The sequence below is a fragment of the Providencia sp. PROV004 genome (assembly GCF_011045615.1).
Taxonomy (GTDB): Bacteria; Pseudomonadota; Gammaproteobacteria; order Enterobacterales; family Enterobacteriaceae; genus Providencia; species Providencia rettgeri.
In genome coordinates, this window is sequence record NZ_CP042859.1 from 1,476,842 (window position 1) to 1,500,920 (window position 24,079).

A 24,079-nucleotide genomic window follows, 5' to 3' on the forward strand; every position below is an offset into this window, starting at 1 on the left:
AGAATAATATGGTTAATTAATTATTATTAATGAATTTAAATTCAGTCTATTGGTTGGTTTAACGATTCAGTTTTCATTTATTAGCATAATAAATCGGTTTTAATGTTAAAATATGTCATGTCAAATTGCATATTTAGTTATCAATTCATGCTAAATTTTAAAAAAAATTGTTAAGATTTGCAGGATTTTATGATTTAGCGCAAGGTCTTTATGGACAGATAGTGAATACTTTGTTACTTTATTAACCCATAAATAAATTGGTATTACCAATTAACACTGGGTAATACGTAATCAATAATTACTCACTCATAAATATGGCAGATTATGACTTACGGTAAAATTCGCCAACCAAAGTTATCAGATGTAATAGAGCAGCGTCTCGAACATCTTATTTTCGAAGGGACACTACGCCCTGGCGAAAAGCTGCCTCCTGAGCGCGAACTTGCAAAACAGTTTGACGTATCTCGACCATCAGTGCGTGAAGCAATTCAAACATTAGAGGCGAAAGGCCTTTTATCTCGCCGCCAAGGTGGCGGAACATTCGTGCAAAAGAAAATGTGGCAAAGCTTTAGTGACCCTTTAGCTCAGCTACTTGAAGGCAATCCTGAATCTCAATTCGATCTTCTTGAAACTCGTCATGCTCTTGAAGGTATCGCTGCATATTATGCGGCACTTCGTGGTACCGATGAGGATCTTGAGCGGATTCGCCAAAGCTATGAATTAATTAAGACAGCGCAAGAAAATGGTGGATTAGAAGCAGAGTCAGATGCGGTATTACAATATCAATTAATTGTAACTGAAGCCGCTCATAATGTCGTTTTGCTGCACCTATTGCGCTGTATGATCCCGATGTTAGAACAAAACATTCGTCAGAATTTTGAGTTCTTATATACCCGTAAAGAAATGTATAAAGCAGTTAGTGAACATCGAGCACAGATTTTTGACGCTATAATGGCAAGAGAGCCCGAAAAGGCACGTGAAGCTTCTCATCGTCACTTAGCCTTTATCGAAGATTTACTGTTGGATATTAGCCGAGAGCAAACTCGCAGAGAACGTTCTTTACGTCGGTTACAGCAACATCCTGATTTGAATTAATAATATAGATCCTGACTGCTGCGTCTATATTATTGTGAATACTCTAATTGAGTGTTAAAGCGGCAACTACATCAGGGCCTATCTTCCCGCTGTTTTACGGCAACTGAAAAATAGCAGGAAGATAGGCTCCACATAAACATATAAAATAGATAACAGATAAGGAATACACCATGTCAGATATGTTAAAAAATGACGTGGATCCGATTGAAACTCGCGACTGGCTACAGGCGATTGAATCGGTCATCCGTGAAGAAGGTGTTGATCGTGCTCAGTTTATTATCGAACAGGTATTAAGCGAAGCACGTAAAGGCGGTGTTAATATTGCCGCTGGTGCATCTGGTCATTCTGATTACATCAACACAATAGCTGTTGAAGATGAGCCGGCATACCCTGGTAACATGGATTTAGAGCGCCGTATTCGCTCTGCAATTCGTTGGAACGCTGTAATGACTGTTTTACGCGCTTCCAAAAAAGACTTAGAGCTGGGTGGCCACATGGCTTCTTTCCAGTCATCAGCAACGTTGTATGAAGTGTGCTTTAACCACTTCTTCCGCGCGCACAATAACAATGACGGCGGGGACTTAGTCTTCTTCCAAGGCCACATTTCTCCAGGAATTTACGCACGTGCGTTCTTGGAAGGCCGTTTAACTGAAGAGCAAATGAATAACTTCCGTCAAGAAATTGGTGGAAATGGTCTGTCTTCTTATCCACACCCTAAATTAATGCCTGACTTCTGGCAGTTCCCGACCGTATCAATGGGTCTGGGTCCAATTAATGCTATCTATCAAGCTAAATTCCTGAAATACCTTGATAATCGCGGACTGAAAGATACATCAGCTCAGCGCGTATATGCATTCCTTGGTGATGGTGAGATGGATGAGCCAGAGTCTAAAGGTGCAATTACTATCGCCACTCGCGATAAATTAGATAACTTAGTATTTGTTATCAACTGTAACCTGCAACGTTTAGATGGCCCAGTTACAGGTAACGGTAAAATTGTTAATGAACTAGAAGGTATCTTTAATGGTGCTGGCTGGCAAGTTATCAAAGTTATGTGGGGCGACCGTTGGGATGAATTACTGCGTAAAGACACGAGCGGTAAACTTGTTCAATTAATGAACGAAACCTTAGATGGCGACTACCAAACCTTTAAATCACGTGACGGTGCATACGTACGTGAGCATTTCTTTAATCGTTACCCAGAAACTGCAGCATTAGTTAAAGATATGACTGATGATGAAATTTGGGCTCTGAACCGTGGTGGTCACGATCCGAAGAAAGTATATGCTGCATTCAAAAAAGCACAAGAAACTAAAGGTAAACCAACTGTTATTTTAGCGCAAACCATTAAAGGTTATGGTATGGGTGAAACAGCAGAAGGTAAAAATATTGCTCACCAAGTGAAGAAAATGAACATGGATGGCGTTCGTCATTTCCGTGATCAATTCAATGTACCAGTCGCTGATGAGCAAATTGAAAAACTGCCATACATTACGTTTGAAAAAGATTCCGAAGAGTACAAATATCTGCATGAGCGCCGTCAAGCGCTAGGTGGTTATTTACCCGCTCGTCGCTCAACCTTTGACGAAAAACTAGATATCCCTGCACTGGCAGATTTCAGCCAATTATTGGAAGAACAATCTAAAGAAATTTCAACAACTATCGCGTTCGTTCGTGCGCTGAACGTCATGTTGAAAAACCAATCGATCAAAGAGCGTTTAGTACCAATCATCGCGGATGAAGCGCGTACATTTGGTATGGAAGGTCTGTTCCGTCAAATCGGTATCTATAGTCCTAAAGGTCAGCAATATACTCCGCAAGACCGTGAGCAAGTTGCTTACTATAAAGAAGACTCGAAAGGTCAAATCCTGCAAGAAGGTATCAATGAGCTGGGTGCGGGTTCTTCTTGGTTAGCGGCTGCGACATCATACAGCACTAACAACCTGCCAATGATCCCATTCTATATCTACTACTCAATGTTTGGTTTCCAACGCATTGGTGACTTGATGTGGGCAGCGGGTGACCAACAAGCACGCGGTTTCTTAATCGGTGGTACTTCAGGCCGTACAACACTGAATGGTGAAGGCCTACAGCATGAAGATGGCCATAGCCATATTCAATCACTGACTATTCCTAACTGTATTTCTTATGACCCAGCTTTCGCTTACGAAGTTGCGGTGATCATGCAAAACGGTTTAGAGCGTATGTACGGTGAGAAACAAGAAAACGTTTACTACTACATCACAACGCTGAATGAAAACTATCACATGCCAGCAATGCCAGAAGGTGCAGAAGAAGGTATCCGTAAAGGTATCTATAAACTGGCTTCTGTTGAAGGTAGCAAAGGTAAAGTTCAGCTGTTAGGTTCAGGTTCTATGATGCGCCACGTGCGTGAAGCCGCTGACATTCTGTCTGCAGAATATGGAATTGGTTCTGATGTCTATAGCGTGACTTCTTTCACTGAACTGGCTCGTGATGGCCAAGACTGTGAGCGTTGGAACATGCTGCATCCATCTGAAGCACCACGTGTTCCATACATTGCACAAGTGATGAATGATGCACCAGCAGTTGCATCAACTGACTACATGAAACTGTTCGCAGAACAAGTTCGTACATATGTTCCTGCAAGTGATTATCGTGTTCTGGGTACAGATGGTTTCGGTCGTTCAGACAGTCGTGAAAACCTGCGTCACCACTTTGAAGTGGATACATCCTATGTGATCGTTGCAGCGTTAGGTGAATTAGCTAAACGTGGTGAGATTGATGTAAAAGTCGTTGAAGAAGCGATTAAAAAATACAACATCAACCCAGATAAAGTTAACCCACGTTTGGCATAAGAGGTAAAAATCAATGTCTATTGAAATCCAAGTGCCTGATATCGGTGCTGATGAAGTTGAAGTCACCGAAGTGATGGTTAAAGTTGGCGACAAAGTAGAAGCTGAGCAATCGCTTATTACCGTTGAAGGTGATAAGGCTTCTATGGAAGTCCCATCGCCACAAGCGGGTGTGGTAAAAGAAATTAAAATTGCTGTTGGCGATAAAGTGACAACAGGCAAATTAATCATGGTATTCGAAGCGGAGGCGGGTGCAGCAGCGCCTGCTCCTGCAGAAGCCCCAGCGGCTCCAGCGGCAGCACCAAGCGCAGCAGCATCTAAAGATGTCGCTGTACCAGATATCGGTGGCGATGAAGTTGAAGTTACTGAAATCATGGTTAAAGTCGGTGACAAAGTCGAAGCTGAGCAATCTTTAATTACTGTTGAAGGTGATAAAGCCTCAATGGAAGTTCCTGCGCCATTTGCTGGAACGGTTAAAGAAATCAAAATTGCGACTGGCGATAAAGTGAAAACTGGCTCGCTGATCATGGTATTTGAAGTTGCAGGCGCGGCACCTGCTGCGGCTCCAGTTGCACAAGCAGCGGCACCAGCGGCTCCAACAGCTTCAGCAATTAAAGATGTTAACGTTCCAGATATCGGTGGCGATGAAGTTGAAGTTACCGAAGTGATGGTCAAAGTGGGTGATACTGTTTCCGCTGAGCAATCAATCATTACGGTTGAAGGCGACAAAGCTTCAATGGAAGTCCCAGCACCATTTGCGGGAACAGTTAAAGAAATCAAGATTGCGACTGGCGATAAAGTGAAAACTGGCTCGCTGATCATGACCTTTGAAGTGGCAGGTGCAGCACCAGCACCAGCAGCGGCTCCAGCTGCCCAACCGTCTGCTCCGGCTCCTGCGGCAGCTCCTGCACAAGCTGCACCAGCGAAAGCAACTGACAACAAAACTGAATTTGTTGAAAACGATGCATACATACATGCAACTCCAGTCATTCGCCGCTTAGCGCGTGAATTTGGTGTTAACTTAGCGAAAGTGAAAGGTACAGGCCGTAAGGGCCGTATCCTGCGTGAAGACGTTCAAGCTTACGTGAAAGATGCAGTAAAACGTGCGGAAGCGCCAGCAGCTGCAGGTGGCGGTTTACCAGGTATGCTGCCATGGCCGAAAGTGGATTACAGCAAATTCGGTGAAGTCGAAGAGGTTGAACTGGGTCGTATCCAAAAGATTTCTGGCGCTAACTTAAGCCGTAACTGGGTAATGATCCCACATGTTACGCTGATGGAAGAAGTGGATACCACTGAAGTTGAAGAGTTCCGTAAGCAACAAAACAAAGAAGCTGAGAAGAAAAAACTGGATGTGAAAATCACTCCATTAGTTTTTGTCATGAAAGCGGTTGCTCGTGCTCTGGAAGAAATGCCACGCTTCAATAGCTCCATTTCTGAAGATGCGCAACGTCTGTTCCTGAAAAAATATATCAACATCGGTATTGCAGTTGATACTCCAAATGGCCTCGTTGTTCCTGTCTTCAAAGACGTTAACAAAAAAGGTATTTTAGAGTTATCTCGCGAACTGATGGAAGTTTCTAAGAAAGCGCGTGCAGGTAAACTGACTGCGTCTGATATGCAAGGTGGCTGCTTCACGATTTCAAGCCTTGGTGGTATCGGAACTACCGGTTTTGCACCAATCGTGAACGCACCTGAAGTTGCTATTATGGGTCTGTCACGTTCTTCAATGAAACCTGTTTGGAATGGTAGCGAGTTCGTTCCTCGCCTGATCCTGCCAATGTCACTGTCCTTTGACCACCGTGTCATCGATGGGGCTGATGGAGCGCGCTTCATCACCCTGGTAGGGCAATTAATGAGCGATATTCGCCGTTTAGTGATGTAAATAATAAGACCGGCGAATGAGCCGGTCTGTTTTATTTAGGCTGAGGCAGAGTTTTTTGCTGCTGCTACGAAAGGTTGGGAGTTACATCACGAAATGAGCCTTTTCAGGGTGTTAACAATTCTGTAAACTGCTCTCGGTGTGTACTTTTCCAGTGGAAGATCGTTTATTCAGCAGTACCGCTGGACAAAACAAAAAGAGGTCATGATGAGTACTGAAATTAAAGCCCAAGTCGTTGTGCTTGGTGCAGGCCCTGCAGGCTATTCTGCGGCTTTCCGTTGCGCTGACTTAGGTTTAGAAACTGTTTTAGTAGAACGTTATTCAACCCTTGGTGGTGTTTGCTTAAACGTTGGTTGTATCCCTTCTAAAGCTTTACTTCATGTTGCAAAAGTGATCGAAGAAGCAAAAGCTTTAGCAGAACACGGTATCGTTTTTGGTGAGCCAAAAACTGACATTTCCAAAGTTCGCTTATGGAAAGAAAAAGTAATTAATCAGCTGACGGGTGGTCTGGCTGGTATGGCTAAAGGCCGTAAAGTTAACGTGGTTAACGGCTTAGGTAAATTTACTGGTGCCAATACACTGGTTGTTGAAGGCGAAAACGGTAGCACGACTATCAATTTCGATAACGCAATCATTGCTGCGGGTTCCCGTCCAATTCAATTACCATTCATTCCACATGAAGACCCACGTATTTGGGATTCAACCGATGCATTAGAACTGAAAGAAGTTCCTGAGCGTCTACTGGTTATGGGTGGAGGTATCATCGGTTTAGAAATGGGAACTGTGTATCATGCACTGGGTTCTCAAATTGATGTGGTTGAAATGTTTGACCAAGTCATCCCAGCGGCTGACAAAGATGTGGTTAAAGTATTCACCAAACAAATCAGTAAAAAATTCAACCTACTGTTAGAAACTAAAGTCACAGCTGTTGAAGCGAAAGAAGACGGTATCTACGTTTCTATGGAAGGTAAAAAAGCTTCCGCAGAACCACAACGTTATGATGCTGTATTAGTGGCTATCGGCCGTGTTCCTAACGGTAAAAACTTAGATGCAGGCAAAGCAGGCGTTGAAGTTGACGATCGTGGCTTTATCCATGTCGATAAACAAATGCGTACTAACGTTCCGCACATTTTCGCTATCGGTGATATCGTTGGTCAACCAATGTTGGCTCACAAAGGTGTTCACGAAGGTCACGTTGCTGCAGAGGTTATCTCTGGTCTGAAACATTACTTTGACCCGAAAGTTATCCCATCTATCGCTTATACTGAACCAGAAGTTGCTTGGGTTGGTTTAACTGAGAAAGAAGCGAAAGAACAAAACATCAGCTATGAAGTTGCGACTTTCCCATGGGCAGCATCAGGCCGTGCAATCGCATCTGACTGCTCTGAAGGTATGACTAAACTGATTTTCGACAAGCAATCTAACCGTGTTATCGGTGGTGCGGTTGTCGGTGTGAACGGTGGTGAATTACTGGGTGAAATCGGCCTAGCAATTGAAATGGGCTGTGATGCTGAAGATTTAGCATTGACTATCCATGCTCACCCAACACTGTACGAATCAATCGGTATGGCTGCTGAAATTTACGAAGGTAGCATTACTGATTTACCAAACGCAAAAGCGAAAAAGAAAAAATAATTTTCTTTAATCGCACAGATAAACAGTATCTCTAGTATGCTGCTTATCGCCAAAGCGAATTGAAGCCAATGTGGAAACACATTGGCTTTTTTTGTTTTTTTGAATATAAACAATCAGTCACATGGCTCTTTTCTGTTATTTATTAAAATCAATATTAATTGTTCTATAAGTAATACGTGTTTAATTTTAAATGACCGAATCTTTATTAATAATAACGTATAGATGCAGTTAATAAAGGTAGTTTTAATTCACCTGAAGAATCGTTACAGAAACATTATGAAAAGCATGGAAAAGAAGTTGGTGCAAGTGATATTGAACAATATCAACGAAAAGCTGAAGAGTTTTCAAGAAGTTTAAAAGGCGCTAAAGCCTCTAAGATAAGAGGGGCTACAGACAACGTAACTCGTTATTATAAGACGGGAAATATTTATCGAAGGAAAGATAATATCGTTTGGAAAACAATAATAGAGAGGAATACGTTATGTGGCATGATTTAAACATTAAAAATGTGGGCCGTATAGAGAAAACAGTTGCTGAATTCACAATTACAATGATCCCTATTTTGCCTTATTCAAAAATGAAAGTGAAAATTTATGAAAGTCAATCCGGAAATTTTACTGGAATGACTGACTTGGCAATAAAAAGAAAATTTGATGGTTCTCCCGAATGTGCTATTGGGTATGGAGATACTATTGAGAAGGCACTAGAAGACACGATCCTTTATTTTAATAAAATGCTAAGTCAAGACGGATTCACTGAATTAACCGAAGATGATATTAGCTACGCAGAGTGGTCTGATTTTTAAAAGTTAAAAGATCCCAGCAAGTGCTGGGATCTCTGTTAACGGTTTTACTCATCCTCAGCTAGCTGGATGAACAGTTGCTCAGCTTGGCATGTAAGGATATAGCGACTACCTATTTTAAATCCGGGCTCGCTCAGTTACTTACAGCTTGAGGTGAGCAGTGGGCTGGGGGGATCGCGGTTGGGCACCTATAAATAATTTTTGTGTATTTACAAGGGCTGTTCATCTGCCATTCTTCGTTATTTATCAGAAAAACACGCAATATGATCTGACTTGATGATGCTAATGGTGTAGGCAAATGCTGGTTTGGCTATTGTTTACACCTTATCTACATCTACTAACTTTCAATCATTCGTGTAGCTAAAACAAAATAATACATATCAATAAGAGAGCATGATGGAGCTAAAACCCACTGCAATTTTAATTCATGTACCTGATGTTCAAGCGGGTTTGGCTTGGTATCAGCAAGCTTTTCCACAAGCAAAGGCACAATATCTGCCTGATTTTGATTTCACCTTACTGCATGTCGGAGACTTCACGATAGAAGTGGTGCAAGCGGATAAAAAAGTCAGTGAAGGTAAAAAAGGGACAGTATTGTACTGGCAAGTCGATAATTTTGATTTGGCTTTTGAGCATTTTACTCAACTAGGGGCAAAACTGTACCGCGGGCCAATGTTAATAGATAGTAACAATCGAATGTGCCAACTGGAAGATCCATTTGGTAATTTAATTGGCCTAAAAGGACAATAAAACCAATTAAAATATTTAAAAAAATTAAAACCAATCGCAATGATTTACCTTATCAATTAGTAATATAAATAAAATTGCGATAAAAAATATAATTTGTGATAGCTGATGAAAAAAGGCACTAATTAGGGTGCTTTAAATTTTAAAATGCATTATAAAAAGTATGGTTTTTTCGGCGTTTTACGATGATTAATAGTATCTTAAGCTGAAAAATAACCAGTAATGAAGTGTTAAGGCGTAAAGTTAGTAGTTAAATGTTGCTTTCTTGTGAATGAATTAACATTACGTTTAAATTCTGCTATGCTGATCGCCCGAAGCTGGGCATAATTTTACCGCCATTGAGATTATGCGAGCAAATTCCTCTGACCTGGCACCGGATGATAATTTTGTCAGTATGGTGCAGACAGCCGGGTATATAAATAACAAAGAAGCGAGGAGAACGTCGTGCTAGAAGAATACCGTAAGCACGTAGCCGAGCGTGCCGCTCAAGGGATTGTCCCTAAGCCATTAGATGCGTCACAAGTAGCTGCACTGGTAGAGTTACTCAAAAACCCACCCAAAGGTGAAGAAGATTTCCTGTTAGATCTGCTGACCAACCGCGTCCCCCCTGGTGTTGACGAAGCAGCGTACGTAAAAGCTGGATTTTTAGCCGCGATAGCTAAAGGCGAAACTTCCTCCCCTCTTATCTCCCCTGAAAAAGCCATTGAACTGTTAGGTACCATGCAGGGCGGATATAACATCCACGCACTGATTGAAGCGCTGGATGACGAAAAACTAGCACCAATCGCCGCTAAAGCACTTTCCCACACCTTACTGATGTTTGATAACTTCTACGACGTAGAAGAAAAAGCGAAAGCGGGAAATGTTCACGCGAAACAAGTTATTGAATCATGGGCAAATGCCGAGTGGTTCAAAGAGCGCCCTGCGCTAGCAGAAAAAATGACAGTTACTGTGTTCAAAGTGACTGGTGAAACTAACACAGATGACTTATCGCCAGCTCCTGATGCATGGTCACGTCCAGATATCCCATTACACGCATTAGCGATGCTGAAAAACGCACGCGATGGTATTGAACCAGACGATGCGGGCAATGTTGGCCCAATCAAGCAAATCGATGCGCTGAATAAAAAAGGCTTCCCATTAGCTTACGTGGGTGATGTCGTCGGTACCGGTTCTTCTCGTAAATCAGCGACTAACTCCGTGCTGTGGTTTATGGGTGACGATATCCCATTTGTACCAAATAAACGTGGCGGTGGGGTGGTATTAGGCGGCAAAATTGCACCAATCTTCTTTAATACAATGGAAGATGCGGGGGCATTACCGATTGAAGTGGACGTTTCTAAACTGAATATGGGTGATGTGATAGACATCTATCCATTTAAAGGTGAAGTTCGTAACCACGAAACGGGTGAACTGCTAGAAACATTTGAATTAAAAACAGATGTACTGATTGACGAAGTTCGTGCAGGTGGTCGTATTCCACTGATTATCGGCCGTGGTTTAACCAGCAAAGCACGTGAATCTCTGGGCTTAGAAGCGACAGATGTATTCCGTCACGCGAAATCCGTTGCACAAAGCAATCGTGGTTTCTCATTAGCTCAAAAAATGGTTGGTCGTGCTTGCGGTCGTCCAGGTATTCGCCCTGGCGAATATTGTGAGCCAAAAATGACCTCTGTAGGTTCACAAGATACAACTGGCCCAATGACCCGCGATGAACTCAAAGACTTGGCTTGCTTAGGGTTCTCTGCAGATTTAGTCATGCAGTCATTCTGCCATACCGCGGCATATCCTAAACCTGTTGATGTGACAACACACCACACCTTACCTGATTTCATCATGAACCGTGGCGGTGTTTCTCTGCGTCCAGGCGATGGTATTATCCACTCATGGTTAAACCGTATGTTACTGCCAGATACTGTAGGTACAGGTGGTGACTCACATACGCGTTTCCCAATTGGTATTTCATTCCCTGCGGGTTCAGGTTTAGTCGCATTTGCTGCGGCAACAGGGGTGATGCCACTGGATATGCCTGAGTCAGTATTGGTTCGCTTTAAAGGTGAAATGCAGCCGGGTATCACTTTACGTGACCTCGTTCATGCAATTCCATTGTATGCAATTAAAGACGGCCTTCTGACCGTAGAGAAAAAAGGTAAGAAAAACATTTTCTCTGGCCGTATCTTAGAAATTGAAGGCTTACCTGAGCTGAAAGTTGAACAAGCGTTTGAATTAGCAGATGCGTCAGCTGAGCGTTCAGCGGCGGGTTGTACTATCAAATTGGATAAAGCGCCAATTATCGAATACCTGCAATCGAATATCGTTCTATTAAAATGGATGATAGCGGAAGGTTATGGCGATCGTCGTACTATCGAACGCCGTATCAAAGGAATGGAAAGCTGGTTAGCGGACCCACAACTGCTAGAAGGTGATGCAGATGCGGAATACGCAGCAGTGATTGAAATTGACCTCAATGATATCAAAGAGCCAATTCTGTGTGCACCAAATGACCCAGATGACGCACGTTTATTATCTGATGTTCAAAACGAGAAAATTGATGAAGTTTTCATCGGTTCTTGTATGACAAACATCGGTCACTTCCGTGCAGCAGGTAAGTTATTGGATTCCCACAAAGGCCAATTACCAACACGTTTATGGGTTGCGCCTCCAACTAAGATGGACGCAGCACAGTTAACCGAAGAAGGTTATTACAGCGTCTTTGGCAAGAGTGGTGCGCGCATTGAAGTCCCAGGTTGTTCTCTGTGTATGGGTAACCAAGCACGTGTGGCAGATGGTGCAACGGTTGTTTCCACTTCGACACGTAACTTCCCGAACCGTTTAGGGACAGGTGCGAATGTTTACCTCGCATCAGCAGAACTGGCTGCGGTCGCTTCCTTATTAGGTCGTTTACCAACGCCGGCAGAATATCTGCAATTTATGGATAAGGTCGATGAAACAGCAGCGGATACCTACCGTTATCTGAACTTTGATCAATTATCACAATATACCGAAAAAGCGGATGGCGTGATTTTCCAAACAGCTGTGTAATCAGGTAATATTAGTCATGAAGGCTCCTGATTTAGGAGCCTTTTTTGTTTCAATTTAATAAGTTAGTTAAATATATTCAGAAATTTCGATTAAATTTAAATCGATATCACGTATGTAAATTGATCTGATCGCCCCAGTTGCCCCAGTACGATTTACTGGTCCTTCGATAATTTTTACACCTTGTTGTTCAATCTGTTTTTGTACGTCACACAGCGGTATATCACTAATAAAGCATAAATCGAGTGAGCCTGGCACAGGCAAGTGCGCTTTGGGTTCGAATTCTTTTCCATATTGGTGAATATTGATTTTTTGTTGCCCGAAACTTAGCGCGTGGCGCTGTTCACCAAAGGTAACAACTTCCATTTTTAATACGCGTTGGTAGAAGTCAATGCAGGCATCAAGGTTGGTTGTGGTTAGCACTATATGGTCTAAGCGATTGATCATTATGGCTCCTATGCTTGAACTATGACTATTTTAGTTATTTGCCTATTTAATAGTAAATGAATCATATGATTTATGTGCTGAAACCGATGCTTTACTCCGTTTTATTTTTTCTGGTGGTAATACCTCTCAACAAAGCGGTTTGACTCGCGTTATACTAGGTTCAATAACGCAAGAGTGAGGGACTGCATATGGACTACCAATTTTTCCAAGATATCACCGGAGCTATCTCCGCTAAATTCTCGATGGATCATGAGGCTATTGGATATTGGCTTAATGAAGAGGTTAAAAATAACCTTAGTCTGTTAGATGCTATTGAAGAAAATTATGAAAAAATTAAAGGTAGTGAAAAACAATGGGAGCTTATTGGTCACGAATATACATTATTGCTTGATGATGAAGAAGTGATGATCCGTGCCAACCAACTATCATTTGAAACAGAAGGGTTGGAAGAAGGAATGAGTTATTATGATAATGAAAGTGTTGCATTTTGCGGTATTGATGACTTCTTATTAATGTTAAAAGATTATCGTATTTTTGTTATAGAAAATAGATAAAATAATTTTATTTAGTGATTTGTTTTGTGTTTCAATAAATCACCGCTATTATTTGCAGTGTGCGGCCAGCCATTAAACGCTTTGTTAAAGATTAATTGGCTGGGATTAATATTGATAATTGGATCCTAAAGGGCATATATATGAATACTGATGATGTTACAGGCGCGTTGAATGATGCAACGAATTGGTTTGTGGCAAACCAAGATCTGTTAGTTCAGTATGTTGTGAATATCGTGTCTGCTATCGTTATCTTGATTGTCGGGATGATGATTGCAAAATGGGTCGGACGTGGTTTACATCGCGTGATGACCATGAAGGGCATTGATTCAACAGTCAGTGACTTTTTATCGGCGATTGCACGCTATACCATTGTTGCGTTCACCTTAATTGCTGTATTAGGGAAAATTGGCGTACAAACTGCCTCTGTGATTGCGGTAATGGGTGCGGCCGGTTTAGCGGTTGGCTTAGCGTTACAGAACTCACTGGGTAACTTTGCAGCAGGTGTTTTGCTGGTGGTATTTAGACCACTAAAAGCGGGAGAATATGTCTCGATTGGTGCAGTTGAAGGCACAGTGCAAAATGTACAAATATTTTCAACGACGCTAAGAACGGCAGATGACCGTATTATTGTTATTCCTAATGGAAAGATAATTGCCGATAACATTATTAATACCAGTCGTGAGCCTAATCGCCGCCAAGATATTATTGTTGGTGTTGCTTACGATTCTGATATTGATGTGGTGAAAAAAGTTTTAGGGGATATCGTCGCTGCGGATAGCCGTATTCAGCATGCTAAAGGCGTGACTATCCGTTTACATGATATGGCGCCATCCTCATTAAATTATTTAGTACGTTTTTGGACCACCAATGGTGATGCATGGCCGGTGTATTGGGATTTGCTTGAGGAGTTTAAGCGAGCATTGGATAAACATAATATTGGCATTCCATTCCCACAAATGGATGTTCATGTTCATAAACAAAATACGTCTATCAAACAAGATCCTGCAGAGTAATATTTAGCAGTATCATTAAAAATAAGAGCCTGTCTTTGATGGGCTCTTTTCATTTCTCACACCTCTATTCTTCTTACTGAATTGTTTTTAGTTATAAGTGATGCTTATGACCTATTAGACTTAATCATTTCCACTAATGATTTTTTCTCATTAATATTCATGCATATTAATTGAATAAAAAACCGGAATTAATGCATGTTTTCAATCTATTTACAGGGTGCACTGTTAGGTGCCGCAATGATATTACCTTTAGGTCCACAGAATGCTTTTGTCTTGCAGCAAGGCAGCCGAAAGCAGTTTCATTTAATGAGCGCATTATTATGTGCATTAAGTGATACCGCTTTAATTGTCGCGGGTGTTTTTGGTGGGAGTGCTTTATTAAGCCAGTCTGAAATATTAATGCAGTTGATTACATGGGCTGGTGTAGCATTTCTTATGTGGTATGGCTATGGTGCGTTTCGTACTGCCCTTAGCCCTGATGAGGTAATACTTCAAACGGAAAACCGAGCTATCACGAGATGGAAAGTGATTGTCACATTGTTTGCTGTCACTTGGTTGAACCCTCATGTTTATTTAGACACCTTCGTTGTCTTGGGCAGTGTGGGAGGCCAATTAGAAAGCCAGCTGAGACCTTGGTTTACGGCGGGTGCTTTAACAGCTTCCTTTGTGTGGTTTTTTGCGTTAGCAATACTTGCTGCTTGGTTTTCACCCGTGTTAAATAAACCGCGTTCACAGCGCATTATTAATATTTTTGTCGGTAGCGTGATGTGGTTTATTGCATTTCAACTCGCTATACAGGGGCTTAAAGGGCTCGGTTTTCTTTCTCAATAACAATATATCTTCAACAGACAAGCAATAACGTTCAATTTCTCATTATTCTGACTGTACTTTTTGTTCCATGTGTTACTGTTAAATTGAGCTCAGGGATAGTTTATTACTAATTATCCCTTTTTTAGCGATAAATAATTGTCTTGGGAGGTTCTGTGAAATTAAAATCTTTAGTTTTAGCTGCGATGGTAGCAGGTGCTACGGTTCCGACCATATCATTGGCCGACCCGTTACCGAATGGTCCACACATTACTACTTCGGGTAACGCAATCGTGAAGGCGGCTCCAGACATGGCGACGCTGAATATTTTGGTGGAAGTTACTGCAAAAGATGCGGCAGCGGCAAAAGCTGGGGTCGATAAGCGAGTTGCAGAGTATTTTGAGTTTCTTAAGAAAAATGGTATTGAAAAACAAGATATTAACGCAGCAAATGTTCGAACTCAGCCTAAATATGATTATAGCAGTGTGAAACAAAAATCAACTATCGAAGGCTACACGGCAACACGTTCTGTTGAAGTGAAAGTGAAGAAATTAGACCAACTTAATGTCTTGTTAGACGGCGCTTTAGCTGCGGGTCTCAATGAAATAAATTCAGTACAGTTCGGTGTGGCTAACCCGCAACAGTATCGTGATGAAGCACGGTCTCAAGCGATTAAAAATGCGACGGAACAAGCCAATATCTTAGCGAAAGGCTTTAATGTTCAGTTAGGCCCATTGTATAGCATTAACTATAATGCGCCAGCGGCGGTGCCATATCCAATCGCTGCAAGAAATTACGGCGGGGCAATGAAAGCCTCTGTTGCTCAAGACCTCAAGATTGATGAAACCTATGAACAACAGAGTATTGATTTTAATGACCAAGTCGATGTGGTATTTGAATTAAAACGCTAGCTTTTTGCTGTTGGTTCATCTTCTTGTTTTAACATCTGGCGCCCAGTTTTTAATAGGGCGTCAGTCACATTTTTCATTGTGCGGCTTTCAGGTGCGAAGCGGTGCCAGTAAAGCATGCGTCGTTGGCATAACCCTGGAGTTAAATCAACCAATTCACCATTCGCCAATTCACTGGCTATCTGCAAATGTGGGATCATACAGCAGGTCGAACCTTGTTTCGCCAACTGTACAAAGGCCTCCGAGGAGTTCACGATATGGCATGGGACACTACCCGGCGACAAGCCAAAGTTTTGTTGAACAAAGGCTTGGTGCATATCATCTAAATGGTCGAAAGCAACCGCAGGTGCTTTTAATAACGAAGAGCGAGTAACGCCATCGGGAAAATATTTTGCCGCAAAGCCGGGTGATGCGACAAAAATATAGTCCAGTGCGCCAAGTTTATCGACTAAGCAACCAGGTAAGGCTTGAGGTTGAATACTGATAGCGCCTACCACTTCACCGCGTCTTAAACGTTCTTGGGTTCGTGTTTCATCTTCAACCTGAATATTTAACCGAATAGGGCTATTGCCTAATACAGGGTTTAGGGCTGGAAGAAACCAAGTTGCCAAGCTGTCGGCGTTGACGGCAAGTGAAAGTAACAACGGGGTGGAGCCACTATTTTCATCACCTAACCATTGCTCTTCTAATAATTCGACTTGATGAAGCAGTGCTAGTAATTTTTGCCCTTGTTCAGTTGGGTGTGGCGGAACGGTACGCACAAGTAATGGCTGCCCAAACAGATTTTCTAACTGCTTTATGCGTTGTGAAACAGCAGATTGCGTGATGCAGAGCTTTTGAGCTGCGCGCTCAAAGCCGCGTTCACGGATAACGGCATCCAGTGCTTGTAATGCGCGATAGTCAGGGCGCTTCATCAAAAAGATCTCCTTGTTGTTATTCTACCAAGCACTATGCCATATTTTTACACGCAACACTTAAAAATATTATTGTTGTGGCGTAAATCCCAATAACCATGACACAAATACAACGAACAAGGCTGCAACTTATTGGGTGTCCGGTATATACTAGTTATTAATAACCTTAATCACGACTCAATTAAATCTTAAAAGGCATGAGCATGACTCAGGACGAATTAAAAAAAGCGGTAGGTTGGGCAGCACTTGATTACGTAAAACCGGGCACTATCGTTGGTGTTGGAACGGGTTCAACGGCTTCACACTTCATTGATGCATTAGCAACAATGAAAGGTCAAATAGAAGGCGCAGTATCAAGTTCAGAAGCATCAACTCAAAAATTAAAATCATTGGGTATTACGGTATTTGATTGTAATGAAGTAGATTCATTAGATGTTTATGTTGATGGTGCTGATGAGGTTGACCACCACATGAATATGATCAAAGGCGGTGGTGCCGCTTTAACACGTGAAAAAATTGTTTCTGCAATTGCAAAAACCTTTGTCTGTATCGTTGACCAATCTAAGCTAGTTGATGTGTTGGGTAAATTCCCACTGCCTGTTGAAGTGATCCCAATGGCACGTAGCTATGTGGCACGTGAATTGGTTAAACTGGGTGGTACACCAGAGTACCGTCAAAATGTAATTACAGATAACGGCAATGTCATTTTAGATGTCCATAATTTAAATATCGTTGACCCTGTGGCACTCGAAAATACCATTAACGGAATTGCGGGTGTCGTGACTGTTGGGTTGTTCGCGAATCGTGGCGCAGACGTCGTTTTGATGGGAACTGCAAACGAAGGCGTTAAAACCATCAAGTTATAATCTCTATCGTATTCAATTATTCTAATAAGCCAGTGGCATTATACTCACTGGCTTTTTTGTTTTACTAATATTTTGCAATTAGTTTATGAGCTGATAAACGCTAAATTAATTAACCAGTTTTATAAATATCATCAATTTGAAATTTATTTTATTTTTTTTTATATCGAGCTATTTTGGTGATATATCTCACACAAATAGGCATTGTGCAGGAAAAATCCTTATTTTGTGTTACCGCCCCTGATTTTCTACCATTTAACTTCTTTTTCTTCGCGCTTTTTAGTACCCATTAAGCAAACGGTTGTATTGCTACTGCGCTATTTTTTGCTATGTTGGTATACGCTCATAGCTCAAGGTAGATAGATGTCATCTCTCTTGAGCTATGTTAGGCAAACACATATGTTCATCTGTTATAAATCTTAAGTACGTTCACGATAGGGTAGGGAAATGGTTAAGGTATCTTTGCAAAAAGACAAAATTAAATTTTTACTGCTAGAAGGTGTGCACCAAAGTGCGGTTGATAACTTAAAAGCCGCGGGCTACACCAATATTGAATATCACAAAAGTGCGTTATCCGACGAAGAATTAAAAGAAGCGATTAAAGATGCACGTTTTGTAGGTATCCGTTCCCGTACTCATCTTACTGAAGAAATTTTCGCTGCAGCAGAAAAACTCGTTGCAGTAGGTTGCTTTTGTATCGGCACCAATCAAGTTGATTTAGATGCCGCTGCAAAGCGCGGTATTCCTGTTTTTAACGCACCATTTTCGAATACACGTTCTGTTGCAGAAATGGTATTAGGCCAGTTATTACTTTTACTGCGTCGCATTCCTGAAGCCAATATGCAAGCACACCGCGGTATTTGGGAAAAACAAGCTAAAGGCTGTTTTGAAGCGCGTGGTAAGCGCCTTGGTATTGTTGGATATGGTCACATTGGTACTCAGTTAGGGATCTTAGCTGAAGGTATCGGTATGAATGTTTTCTTTTATGATATTGAAAACAAACTACCTTTAGGTAACGCAACACAAGTTCGTTCTTTAACTGAACTGCTGAATATGAGCGATGTTGTGAGCTTACATGTACCTGAAACACCAAGTACGAAAAATATGTTTGCTAAAGAACAATTTGACCGTATGAAACCCGGCTCTATTTTCATTAACGCATCACGCGGAACGGTGGTTGATATTCCTTCACTGGCTGAAGCGTTAGAAAGCAAGCATTTATCCGGTGCAGCGGTGGATGTCTTCCCAAGCGAGCCTGCTGCAAATAATGACCCTAATGACCCATTTATCTCTGAATTGATTAAGTTCGACAATGTGATTTTAACGCCGCACATTGGGGGGTCTACAGAAGAAGCTCAAGAAAATATTGGACTAGAAGTGGCAAGTAAGTTGGCGAAATACTCAGATAATGGTTCAACCTTATCTGCGGTTAATTTCCCTGAAGTTTCTCTGCCAGTGCATACTGAAGATACAAACCGTTTCTTGCATATTCATGAAAACCGTCCAGGTATTCTGAATAGTATTAACCAAGTATTCACGGAAAATAATATTAACGTTGTCGGCCAGTATTTACGTACATCAGGTAATGTAGGTTATGTGGTTATTGACGTATTAATGCAAACGCCAAACCAAACAGATGAAGCGCTTCAGAAATTAAAAGACTTGCCAGGCACCATTCGTGCGCGTTTATTATTCTAAACTACGCTAAAAATTGAGTGAAATAATGGCGCGGGTATTTATGACCAGCGCCATATTTTTTGCGGCGTAATAATTTCGGGTAAGGGAATATCCCAGTGTGCGATAGGGAGCTTTTCGACTTGCTGGCAATTATGGGCAAGGCCAATTGGATAAAAACCGGTTTGTTGCCAATTTGCTAGAGTTCTATCATAGAACCCACCTCCCATACCTAACCGTTGCCCTTGAGTATCAAATGCCACTAATGGGATAAGCATGATATCCAGTTTTTCGAGTGGTAGCACATCTCTGACATCAAGTGGTGGCTCATCAATATGAAATCGGTTTTTAACAAGTTGGCTATCTGGACGATAGTGAAGAAACAGCAAATGGTGACGACTAAAAGGATGTAAAACAGGAAGGTACACTTGCTTACCTTGAGCCCAAAGTGCATGAATAAGCGGCTTTGTGTTAATTTCCCCATCAAAAGAAAGAAACAGAGCAATATTATTGGCTTGTACAATTTTCGGGTGGTGTAATGCGTTATGCATGACTTGCTCAGCGGCACTTTGTTGTTGTTCAAGGCTTAGTTGGCGGCGTGCCTGACGGATAGTTTGACGTACCAGCTGGCGTTGTGTCGAGAGAGAATCTTGCATGTGATAACCTGTTATAAATACGATAAAAACAGTTAATCCAGTAATTATATTACTTAGAGTATATCGTAAGATGAACGGTTATGTAGAAAACAAATGAAAAATAAGCAGAAACTTAATTGAGGGTCTCCAAGATGCCGTTGTAGGCTGTAACCCTTGAACCCTTGGTTCAAGGTGAACGCAGTTTAGCAACCTTTAGGCTTCCTGAGCGAATCAGGCATGCTCACCAGCGCCATAACCACATTCTATTTAGTTGAAATATCGGCTCAGGGGACTCGCCCACTCACGCGCATCTCAGAGAAATTTGGTTTGAGAACTTATCGTTACTCAGTGATTTCATTGTACGAAACTAGATTTAAAATGCAACCCTAATTTTGTATATTTTTTTCTACTAGTGTCTGATTAATAAGCAGATTTACTCTAGGGGCAATACCTGCCTCTCAGTAATTTTCACCTGATCGTGCAACGCTTGTTCGATTGTGTGCTGCAACATTTTTATTTTCTCTTCCATATTATAAGCATAATCACGCGTTTTTGTCTTTTCTTGTGCTAATTCGTGACAGACGTTCAATGCTACGATAAAAATAAGCTGTTCCATATTGGTGACACCGCTTCTATCTTTCAGATTTTGCAAGCGCTGTTCTAATTCTTTAGCCGACTCAAGAAGGGCTTCTTTTTGTTCTGATGGGCAGTTGACTCGCATTGAGCGCCCGAAAATCTGGATGTCGACAGGTTGTGCGGACATGATACCTCCATACTGAATAATACTCGCCGTAAATACATCATATTTGGCGCAATTAATAGATAAGACAAAAGCATACTGGTCTAGCGGCTATCCTTGATGGTAGCATATCACGAATCATAAGCTAACATGACGAATTCAGATGTCTATACAAAAATCTTTACCAAACTATGAATCACTGGACAAACTCCTGCAACAGCACTCAATCGCACTTACTGCTGCGGAAATCCATGGTCTAATAACCGGGTTGATCTGTGGTGGGGGCCGTGACCATAGCTGGCAAACGTTAGTCCATGACCTTGCTAACGATGGTTTAGCTTTCCCTCAAACTGTTGCACAGCCACTGCGAGAACTTTTTGATACCACATTTGAAGCACTTGATGACAGCGAGTTTGCATTTGCCATGCTATTCCCTGACGAAGACGCTTCTGTTTTTGACCATGCTGATGCACTGGCTGGTTGGGTTAATCACTTTTTATTAGGGCTTGGAGTTACACAACCGAAATTGGCTGATAAAAAAGAGATAAGCGAAGTTATCACCGATTTACGCAATATTGGTATGCTTGGTTATGATGAAGACGAAGACCAAGAAGAACTTGAGCAAGCGCTAGAAGAAGTGATTGAGTATGTCAGGGTGGCGGTACAATTATGTTACATTGCATTGATTGAGCCAACTAAAGGCCCAACGACAGTGGAAAATGATAAGCCCGTTCTTCATTAATTTCTATTAATGTGCGTTTTCAAAGCCACTTAACTTTGTCGATGAATAATTTATTACTGATAAAATTAAGTGCTTGAAAACGGGATGTATCCAGTTTTAAGTCATTTCGCCAGTGTATGTTGTATGTGATTGGTTAAACACAAGCAATATATTCAGCAATCTAATTATTCTGATAATAAGGCAAAAACGGTATGAATAAACAGGAATTTATTTCTCGTCGCAATGCATTATTGGCTCAAATGCAATCAGGCAGTGCAGCAATTATTTTTTCAGCGCCTCCTGCGCAGCGTAATGCGGATTGCGAATACCCGTACCGTCAACACAGTGATTTCCTTTATTTGACGGGGTTTAGTGAGCCTGAAGCTGTATTAGTCCTGATTAAGAGCGATGAAAAACATAGCCATACTGTTCTTTTTAACCGTGTTCGTGATTTAACTGCTGAGATTTGGTTTGGTCGCCGCCTTGGGCAAGATGCTGCTCCTGAGAAGTTAGGTATTGATAAAGCGTTACCTTTCAATGAAATAGAAGAGCAGCTTTATCAATTATTAAATGGCCTCGACGTGGTTTATCATGCTCAGGGTGAGTTTGCCTATGCCGATAAATTGCTATTTGATGCCTTAGATATTTTACGTAAAGGCAGCCGTCGTAACTTACGAGCACCACAAACATTGGTAGATTGGCGGCCGATTGTCCATGAAATGCGCTTATTTAAGTCGGAAGAAGAAATTAACACCCTGCGTATGGCTGGGCGAATTTCTGCTCTAGCACACGTCAGAGCCATGGAAACTTGCCGACCTAATATGTATGAATATCAACTTTGTGGTGAGTTAGAGCACGAATTTACTCGCCATGGTGCACGTTTTCCTTCGTACAACTCTATTGTGGGCAGTGGTGAAAATGCCTGTATTTTGCATTACACCGAAAATGAGAGCCTAATGAAGGATGGCGAATTAGTCTTAATTGATGCGGGTGCAGAGTTTGAAGGTTATGCAGGGGATATCACACGTACTTTCCCAGTTAATGGTAAATTTAGCCAAGCACAACGTGAAATTTACGATATCGTCCTCAAAGCATTAAATACCGCGTTAGAGCTATATCGTCCGGGAACCAGCATCCATGAGGTGACTCGTGAAATTGTTCGTATCAAAACTGAAGGCCTCGTTGCACTTGGAATTTTACAAGGCGATGTGGATCAATTGATCGAAAACAAAGCATATCAGCCATTCTTTATGCATGGTTTAAGTCATTGGTTAGGGTTAGATGTACATGACGTAGGTTTTTACGGTACAGACCGGGATCGTGTGCTTGAAGTTGGAATGGTATTAACTGTCGAGCCTGGTTTGTATATTGCTCCAGATGCCGATGTGCCACCGCAATATCGCGGAATTGGTGTACGTATCGAAGATGATATTGTGATCACCGAAAACGGAAATGAAAACTTAACAGACTTAGTCGTGAAAGACCCTGATGAAATTGAAGCCCTAATGGCAGCAGCAACGCACAATTTAGGGTAGATGTCAGTCATCATAGAAAGGTAATAAACAACGCATGAATGTGATCATCGTGGGGGGCGGTATGGCGGGTGCAACATTAGCACTGGCGATATCATCCCTTAGCCAAGGAAAATTATCGGTTTCATTAATCGAGGCAGCTTTGCCAGATGGTAAACATCCCGGGTTCGACGCACGTGCGATTGCGTTAGCCCACGGTACTTGCCAATCGTTAGCAAAAATAGGTGTCTGGCCTGCTTTAGCAGATTGTGTGACCCCCATTAATCACGTTCATGTGTCTGATAGAGGCCATGCTGGTTTTGTAAACATTGCTGCCGATGATTATCATATCGACGCTCTAGGCAATGTCATTGAATTGCACGAAGCTGGCGCCCGCCTGTTTTCGTTGTTACGTAAAGCCCCTGGAGTTACCCTTTATTGCCCTGCAAAAGTAGAAAATGTTCATCGTGAACAAGATATCGTTACGGTCACCTTGGATAATGGCGATAAGGTAACCGGGGAATTACTGATTGCTGCTGATGGTAGCCATTCCGCGATAGGTAAAGCCTGCCATATGCAATGGCAACAGGATGACTATGGGCAGGTGGCTATTATCGCGAATGTGAAAACCGCCATTGACCCGCAGGGCCAAGCTTTTGAACGTTTTACTGAATTTGGCCCATTAGCACTATTGCCGATGTCACAAGGCCGTAGTTCATTGGTTTGGTGTCATCAACAAGAGCAAGCAGACACCATCAGGGCTTGGGATGATGCGACATTTATGGATAAATTACAGCAAGCGTTTGGCTGGCGGTTAGGTGAAATCGTCATGGCAGGTAAGCGCCATTGCTATCCACTGGTATTGCGTAAAGCACTTAACCCAGTCAGTCATCGAGTTGTGTTAGTTGGAAATGCCGCTCAGACTTTGCATCCTATTGCGGGGCAAGGTTTTAATTTAGGTATCCGTGATGTGATGCAATTGGCTCACATGGTGGTAAATGCAGACGCGAAGGGGCAAGATATTGGACGTTATTCACTCCTAAGCCAATACCAGCAAGCTCGGGCGTTAGATAGAGACAAAACGGTTACGATAACCGACGGTTTGGTTCGTTTATTTGCGAATCGCTGTTTACCGCTTATTGTCGGGCGTAACTTAGGTTTAATGGCAATGGAAATGTTACCGCCAGCTCGTGATGTTTTGGCTCGCCAAACATTGGGTTGGATTGCACACCAATAACCACGAAATAAAGAGGAATAAAGAA

The 24,079-nt window shown here is 41.9% G+C and carries 20 protein-coding genes and 1 other RNA gene; 16 read left to right on the top strand and 5 right to left on the bottom strand.

Annotation, left to right across the window (positions count from 1 at the left end; translation table 11 throughout):
- Nucleotides 1–324 precede the first annotated feature (324 nt).
- From pdhR to acnB, 7 genes are all read left to right on the top strand, one after another.
- Nucleotides 325–1,095, top strand: a complete 771-nt coding sequence (gene pdhR, locus FVA69_RS06440; protein ID WP_117162804.1) for a pyruvate dehydrogenase complex transcriptional repressor PdhR — start codon at nt 325–327, stop codon at nt 1,093–1,095.
- Between the two features lie 170 nt (nt 1,096–1,265).
- Nucleotides 1,266–3,932, top strand: a complete 2,667-nt coding sequence (aceE, locus tag FVA69_RS06445) for a pyruvate dehydrogenase (acetyl-transferring), homodimeric type (RefSeq protein WP_004913119.1) — start codon at nt 1,266–1,268, stop codon at nt 3,930–3,932.
- A gap of 13 nt (nt 3,933–3,945) precedes the next feature.
- A complete protein-coding gene (aceF, locus tag FVA69_RS06450; protein WP_123382315.1) occupies nt 3,946–5,811 on the top strand; it encodes a pyruvate dehydrogenase complex dihydrolipoyllysine-residue acetyltransferase in 1,866 nt (621 codons plus the stop codon).
- A 204-nt stretch (nt 5,812–6,015) separates the two neighbouring features.
- A complete protein-coding gene (gene lpdA, locus FVA69_RS06455) occupies nt 6,016–7,443 on the top strand; it encodes a dihydrolipoyl dehydrogenase (protein ID WP_004913111.1) in 1,428 nt (475 codons plus the stop codon).
- A 481-nt stretch (nt 7,444–7,924) separates the two neighbouring features.
- The gene (locus FVA69_RS06460) at nt 7,925–8,248 is read left to right on the top strand and encodes a hypothetical protein (RefSeq protein WP_042851637.1); all 324 of its coding nucleotides are present in this window, start codon (nt 7,925–7,927) and stop codon (nt 8,246–8,248) included.
- 390 nt (nt 8,249–8,638) lie between these two features.
- Entirely contained in the window at nt 8,639–8,995 is a 357-nt protein-coding gene (locus tag FVA69_RS06465; protein ID WP_226537878.1) for a VOC family protein, read from the top strand.
- Nucleotides 8,996–9,436: 441 nt separating this feature from the next.
- On the top strand, nt 9,437–12,034 hold the full coding sequence (gene acnB / locus FVA69_RS06470; RefSeq protein WP_123382314.1) for a bifunctional aconitate hydratase 2/2-methylisocitrate dehydratase: 2,598 nt from the start codon (nt 9,437–9,439) through the stop codon (nt 12,032–12,034).
- A gap of 66 nt (nt 12,035–12,100) precedes the next feature.
- Here the strand turns inward: acnB and FVA69_RS06475 are convergent, their stop codons facing one another.
- Entirely contained in the window at nt 12,101–12,478 is a 378-nt protein-coding gene (locus FVA69_RS06475; protein ID WP_109912927.1) for a VOC family protein, read from the bottom strand.
- Between the two features lie 188 nt (nt 12,479–12,666).
- On the opposite strand from FVA69_RS06475, the gene FVA69_RS06480 reads away from it, so the two are divergent.
- The 4 genes from FVA69_RS06480 to FVA69_RS06495 all read left to right on the top strand — a co-directional run bounded on the left by FVA69_RS06480 (nt 12,667) and on the right by FVA69_RS06495 (nt 15,763).
- Nucleotides 12,667–13,032 carry a YacL family protein gene (locus tag FVA69_RS06480; RefSeq protein ID WP_004913091.1) on the top strand — a complete coding sequence of 122 codons (366 nt, stop codon included), beginning with the start codon at nt 12,667–12,669 and terminating at the stop codon, nt 13,030–13,032.
- Nucleotides 13,033–13,172: 140 nt separating this feature from the next.
- Nucleotides 13,173–14,045, top strand: a complete 873-nt coding sequence (gene mscS, locus FVA69_RS06485) for a small-conductance mechanosensitive channel MscS (protein ID WP_004913087.1) — start codon at nt 13,173–13,175, stop codon at nt 14,043–14,045.
- Between the two features lie 195 nt (nt 14,046–14,240).
- Entirely contained in the window at nt 14,241–14,876 is a 636-nt protein-coding gene (argO, locus tag FVA69_RS06490; protein WP_164528557.1) for an arginine exporter ArgO, read from the top strand.
- 152 nt (nt 14,877–15,028) lie between these two features.
- Nucleotides 15,029–15,763 (top strand): oxidative stress defense protein, encoded by a 735-nt coding sequence (locus FVA69_RS06495; RefSeq protein ID WP_164528558.1) that lies wholly within the window; start codon nt 15,029–15,031, stop codon nt 15,761–15,763.
- Here FVA69_RS06495 and FVA69_RS06500 read toward each other — a convergent pair.
- Nucleotides 15,760–16,674, bottom strand: a complete 915-nt coding sequence (locus tag FVA69_RS06500; RefSeq protein ID WP_164528559.1) for a LysR family transcriptional regulator ArgP — start codon at nt 16,672–16,674, stop codon at nt 15,760–15,762. The two genes, FVA69_RS06495 and FVA69_RS06500, sit on opposite strands and share 4 nt — an antisense overlap.
- A gap of 203 nt (nt 16,675–16,877) precedes the next feature.
- On the opposite strand from FVA69_RS06500, the gene rpiA reads away from it, so the two are divergent.
- Together rpiA and serA are read left to right on the top strand one after the other, a co-directional pair.
- On the top strand, nt 16,878–17,540 hold the full coding sequence (gene rpiA / locus FVA69_RS06505) for a ribose-5-phosphate isomerase RpiA (protein WP_102137421.1): 663 nt from the start codon (nt 16,878–16,880) through the stop codon (nt 17,538–17,540).
- A gap of 444 nt (nt 17,541–17,984) precedes the next feature.
- The gene (serA, locus tag FVA69_RS06510; protein WP_004913072.1) at nt 17,985–19,235 is read left to right on the top strand and encodes a phosphoglycerate dehydrogenase; all 1,251 of its coding nucleotides are present in this window, start codon (nt 17,985–17,987) and stop codon (nt 19,233–19,235) included.
- 38 nt (nt 19,236–19,273) lie between these two features.
- Here the strand turns inward: serA and FVA69_RS06515 are convergent, their stop codons facing one another.
- The 3 genes from FVA69_RS06515 to zapA form a co-directional block, all read right to left on the bottom strand.
- Nucleotides 19,274–19,867 (bottom strand): 5-formyltetrahydrofolate cyclo-ligase, encoded by a 594-nt coding sequence (locus FVA69_RS06515; protein ID WP_004913070.1) that lies wholly within the window; start codon nt 19,865–19,867, stop codon nt 19,274–19,276.
- 119 nt (nt 19,868–19,986) lie between these two features.
- Nucleotides 19,987–20,168, bottom strand: a non-coding RNA gene (ssrS, locus tag FVA69_RS06520) — 6S RNA.
- A gap of 111 nt (nt 20,169–20,279) precedes the next feature.
- Complete coding sequence (zapA, locus tag FVA69_RS06525) at nt 20,280–20,609, bottom strand: cell division protein ZapA (RefSeq protein ID WP_004913067.1); 330 nt, start codon at nt 20,607–20,609, stop codon at nt 20,280–20,282.
- Nucleotides 20,610–20,748: 139 nt separating this feature from the next.
- Between zapA and FVA69_RS06530 the strand changes: the two genes are divergently transcribed.
- From FVA69_RS06530 to ubiH, 3 genes are all read left to right on the top strand, one after another.
- A complete protein-coding gene (locus tag FVA69_RS06530) occupies nt 20,749–21,327 on the top strand; it encodes a YecA family protein (protein ID WP_109912924.1) in 579 nt (192 codons plus the stop codon).
- A gap of 191 nt (nt 21,328–21,518) precedes the next feature.
- Nucleotides 21,519–22,841, top strand: a complete 1,323-nt coding sequence (pepP, locus tag FVA69_RS06535) for a Xaa-Pro aminopeptidase (protein ID WP_109912923.1) — start codon at nt 21,519–21,521, stop codon at nt 22,839–22,841.
- Nucleotides 22,842–22,875: 34 nt separating this feature from the next.
- The gene (gene ubiH / locus FVA69_RS06540; protein WP_164528560.1) at nt 22,876–24,054 is read left to right on the top strand and encodes a 2-octaprenyl-6-methoxyphenyl hydroxylase; all 1,179 of its coding nucleotides are present in this window, start codon (nt 22,876–22,878) and stop codon (nt 24,052–24,054) included.
- The last annotated feature ends 25 nt before the right edge of the window (nt 24,055–24,079 follow it).

Bases quoted from the DNA above. Each gene is read 5' to 3' on its own strand.
- pdhR (WP_117162804.1), top strand. From the start codon at position 325: ATGACTTACGGTAAAATTCGCCAACCAAAGTTATCAGATGTAATAGAG.
- aceE (WP_004913119.1), top strand. From the start codon at position 1,266: ATGTCAGATATGTTAAAAAATGACGTGGATCCGATTGAAACTCGCGAC.
- aceF (WP_123382315.1), top strand. From the start codon at position 3,946: ATGTCTATTGAAATCCAAGTGCCTGATATCGGTGCTGATGAAGTTGAA.
- lpdA (WP_004913111.1), top strand. From the start codon at position 6,016: ATGAGTACTGAAATTAAAGCCCAAGTCGTTGTGCTTGGTGCAGGCCCT.
- FVA69_RS06460 (WP_042851637.1), top strand. From the start codon at position 7,925: ATGTGGCATGATTTAAACATTAAAAATGTGGGCCGTATAGAGAAAACA.
- FVA69_RS06465 (WP_226537878.1), top strand. From the start codon at position 8,639: ATGATGGAGCTAAAACCCACTGCAATTTTAATTCATGTACCTGATGTT.
- FVA69_RS06475 (WP_109912927.1), bottom strand. From the start codon at position 12,478: ATGATCAATCGCTTAGACCATATAGTGCTAACCACAACCAACCTTGAT.
- FVA69_RS06480 (WP_004913091.1), top strand. From the start codon at position 12,667: ATGGACTACCAATTTTTCCAAGATATCACCGGAGCTATCTCCGCTAAA.
- mscS (WP_004913087.1), top strand. From the start codon at position 13,173: ATGAATACTGATGATGTTACAGGCGCGTTGAATGATGCAACGAATTGG.
- argO (WP_164528557.1), top strand. From the start codon at position 14,241: ATGTTTTCAATCTATTTACAGGGTGCACTGTTAGGTGCCGCAATGATA.
- FVA69_RS06500 (WP_164528559.1), bottom strand. From the start codon at position 16,674: ATGAAGCGCCCTGACTATCGCGCATTACAAGCACTGGATGCCGTTATC.
- rpiA (WP_102137421.1), top strand. From the start codon at position 16,878: ATGACTCAGGACGAATTAAAAAAAGCGGTAGGTTGGGCAGCACTTGAT.
- serA (WP_004913072.1), top strand. From the start codon at position 17,985: ATGGTTAAGGTATCTTTGCAAAAAGACAAAATTAAATTTTTACTGCTA.
- FVA69_RS06515 (WP_004913070.1), bottom strand. From the start codon at position 19,867: ATGCAAGATTCTCTCTCGACACAACGCCAGCTGGTACGTCAAACTATC.
- zapA (WP_004913067.1), bottom strand. From the start codon at position 20,609: ATGTCCGCACAACCTGTCGACATCCAGATTTTCGGGCGCTCAATGCGA.
- FVA69_RS06530 (WP_109912924.1), top strand. From the start codon at position 20,749: ATGTCTATACAAAAATCTTTACCAAACTATGAATCACTGGACAAACTC.
- pepP (WP_109912923.1), top strand. From the start codon at position 21,519: ATGAATAAACAGGAATTTATTTCTCGTCGCAATGCATTATTGGCTCAA.
- ubiH (WP_164528560.1), top strand. From the start codon at position 22,876: ATGAATGTGATCATCGTGGGGGGCGGTATGGCGGGTGCAACATTAGCA.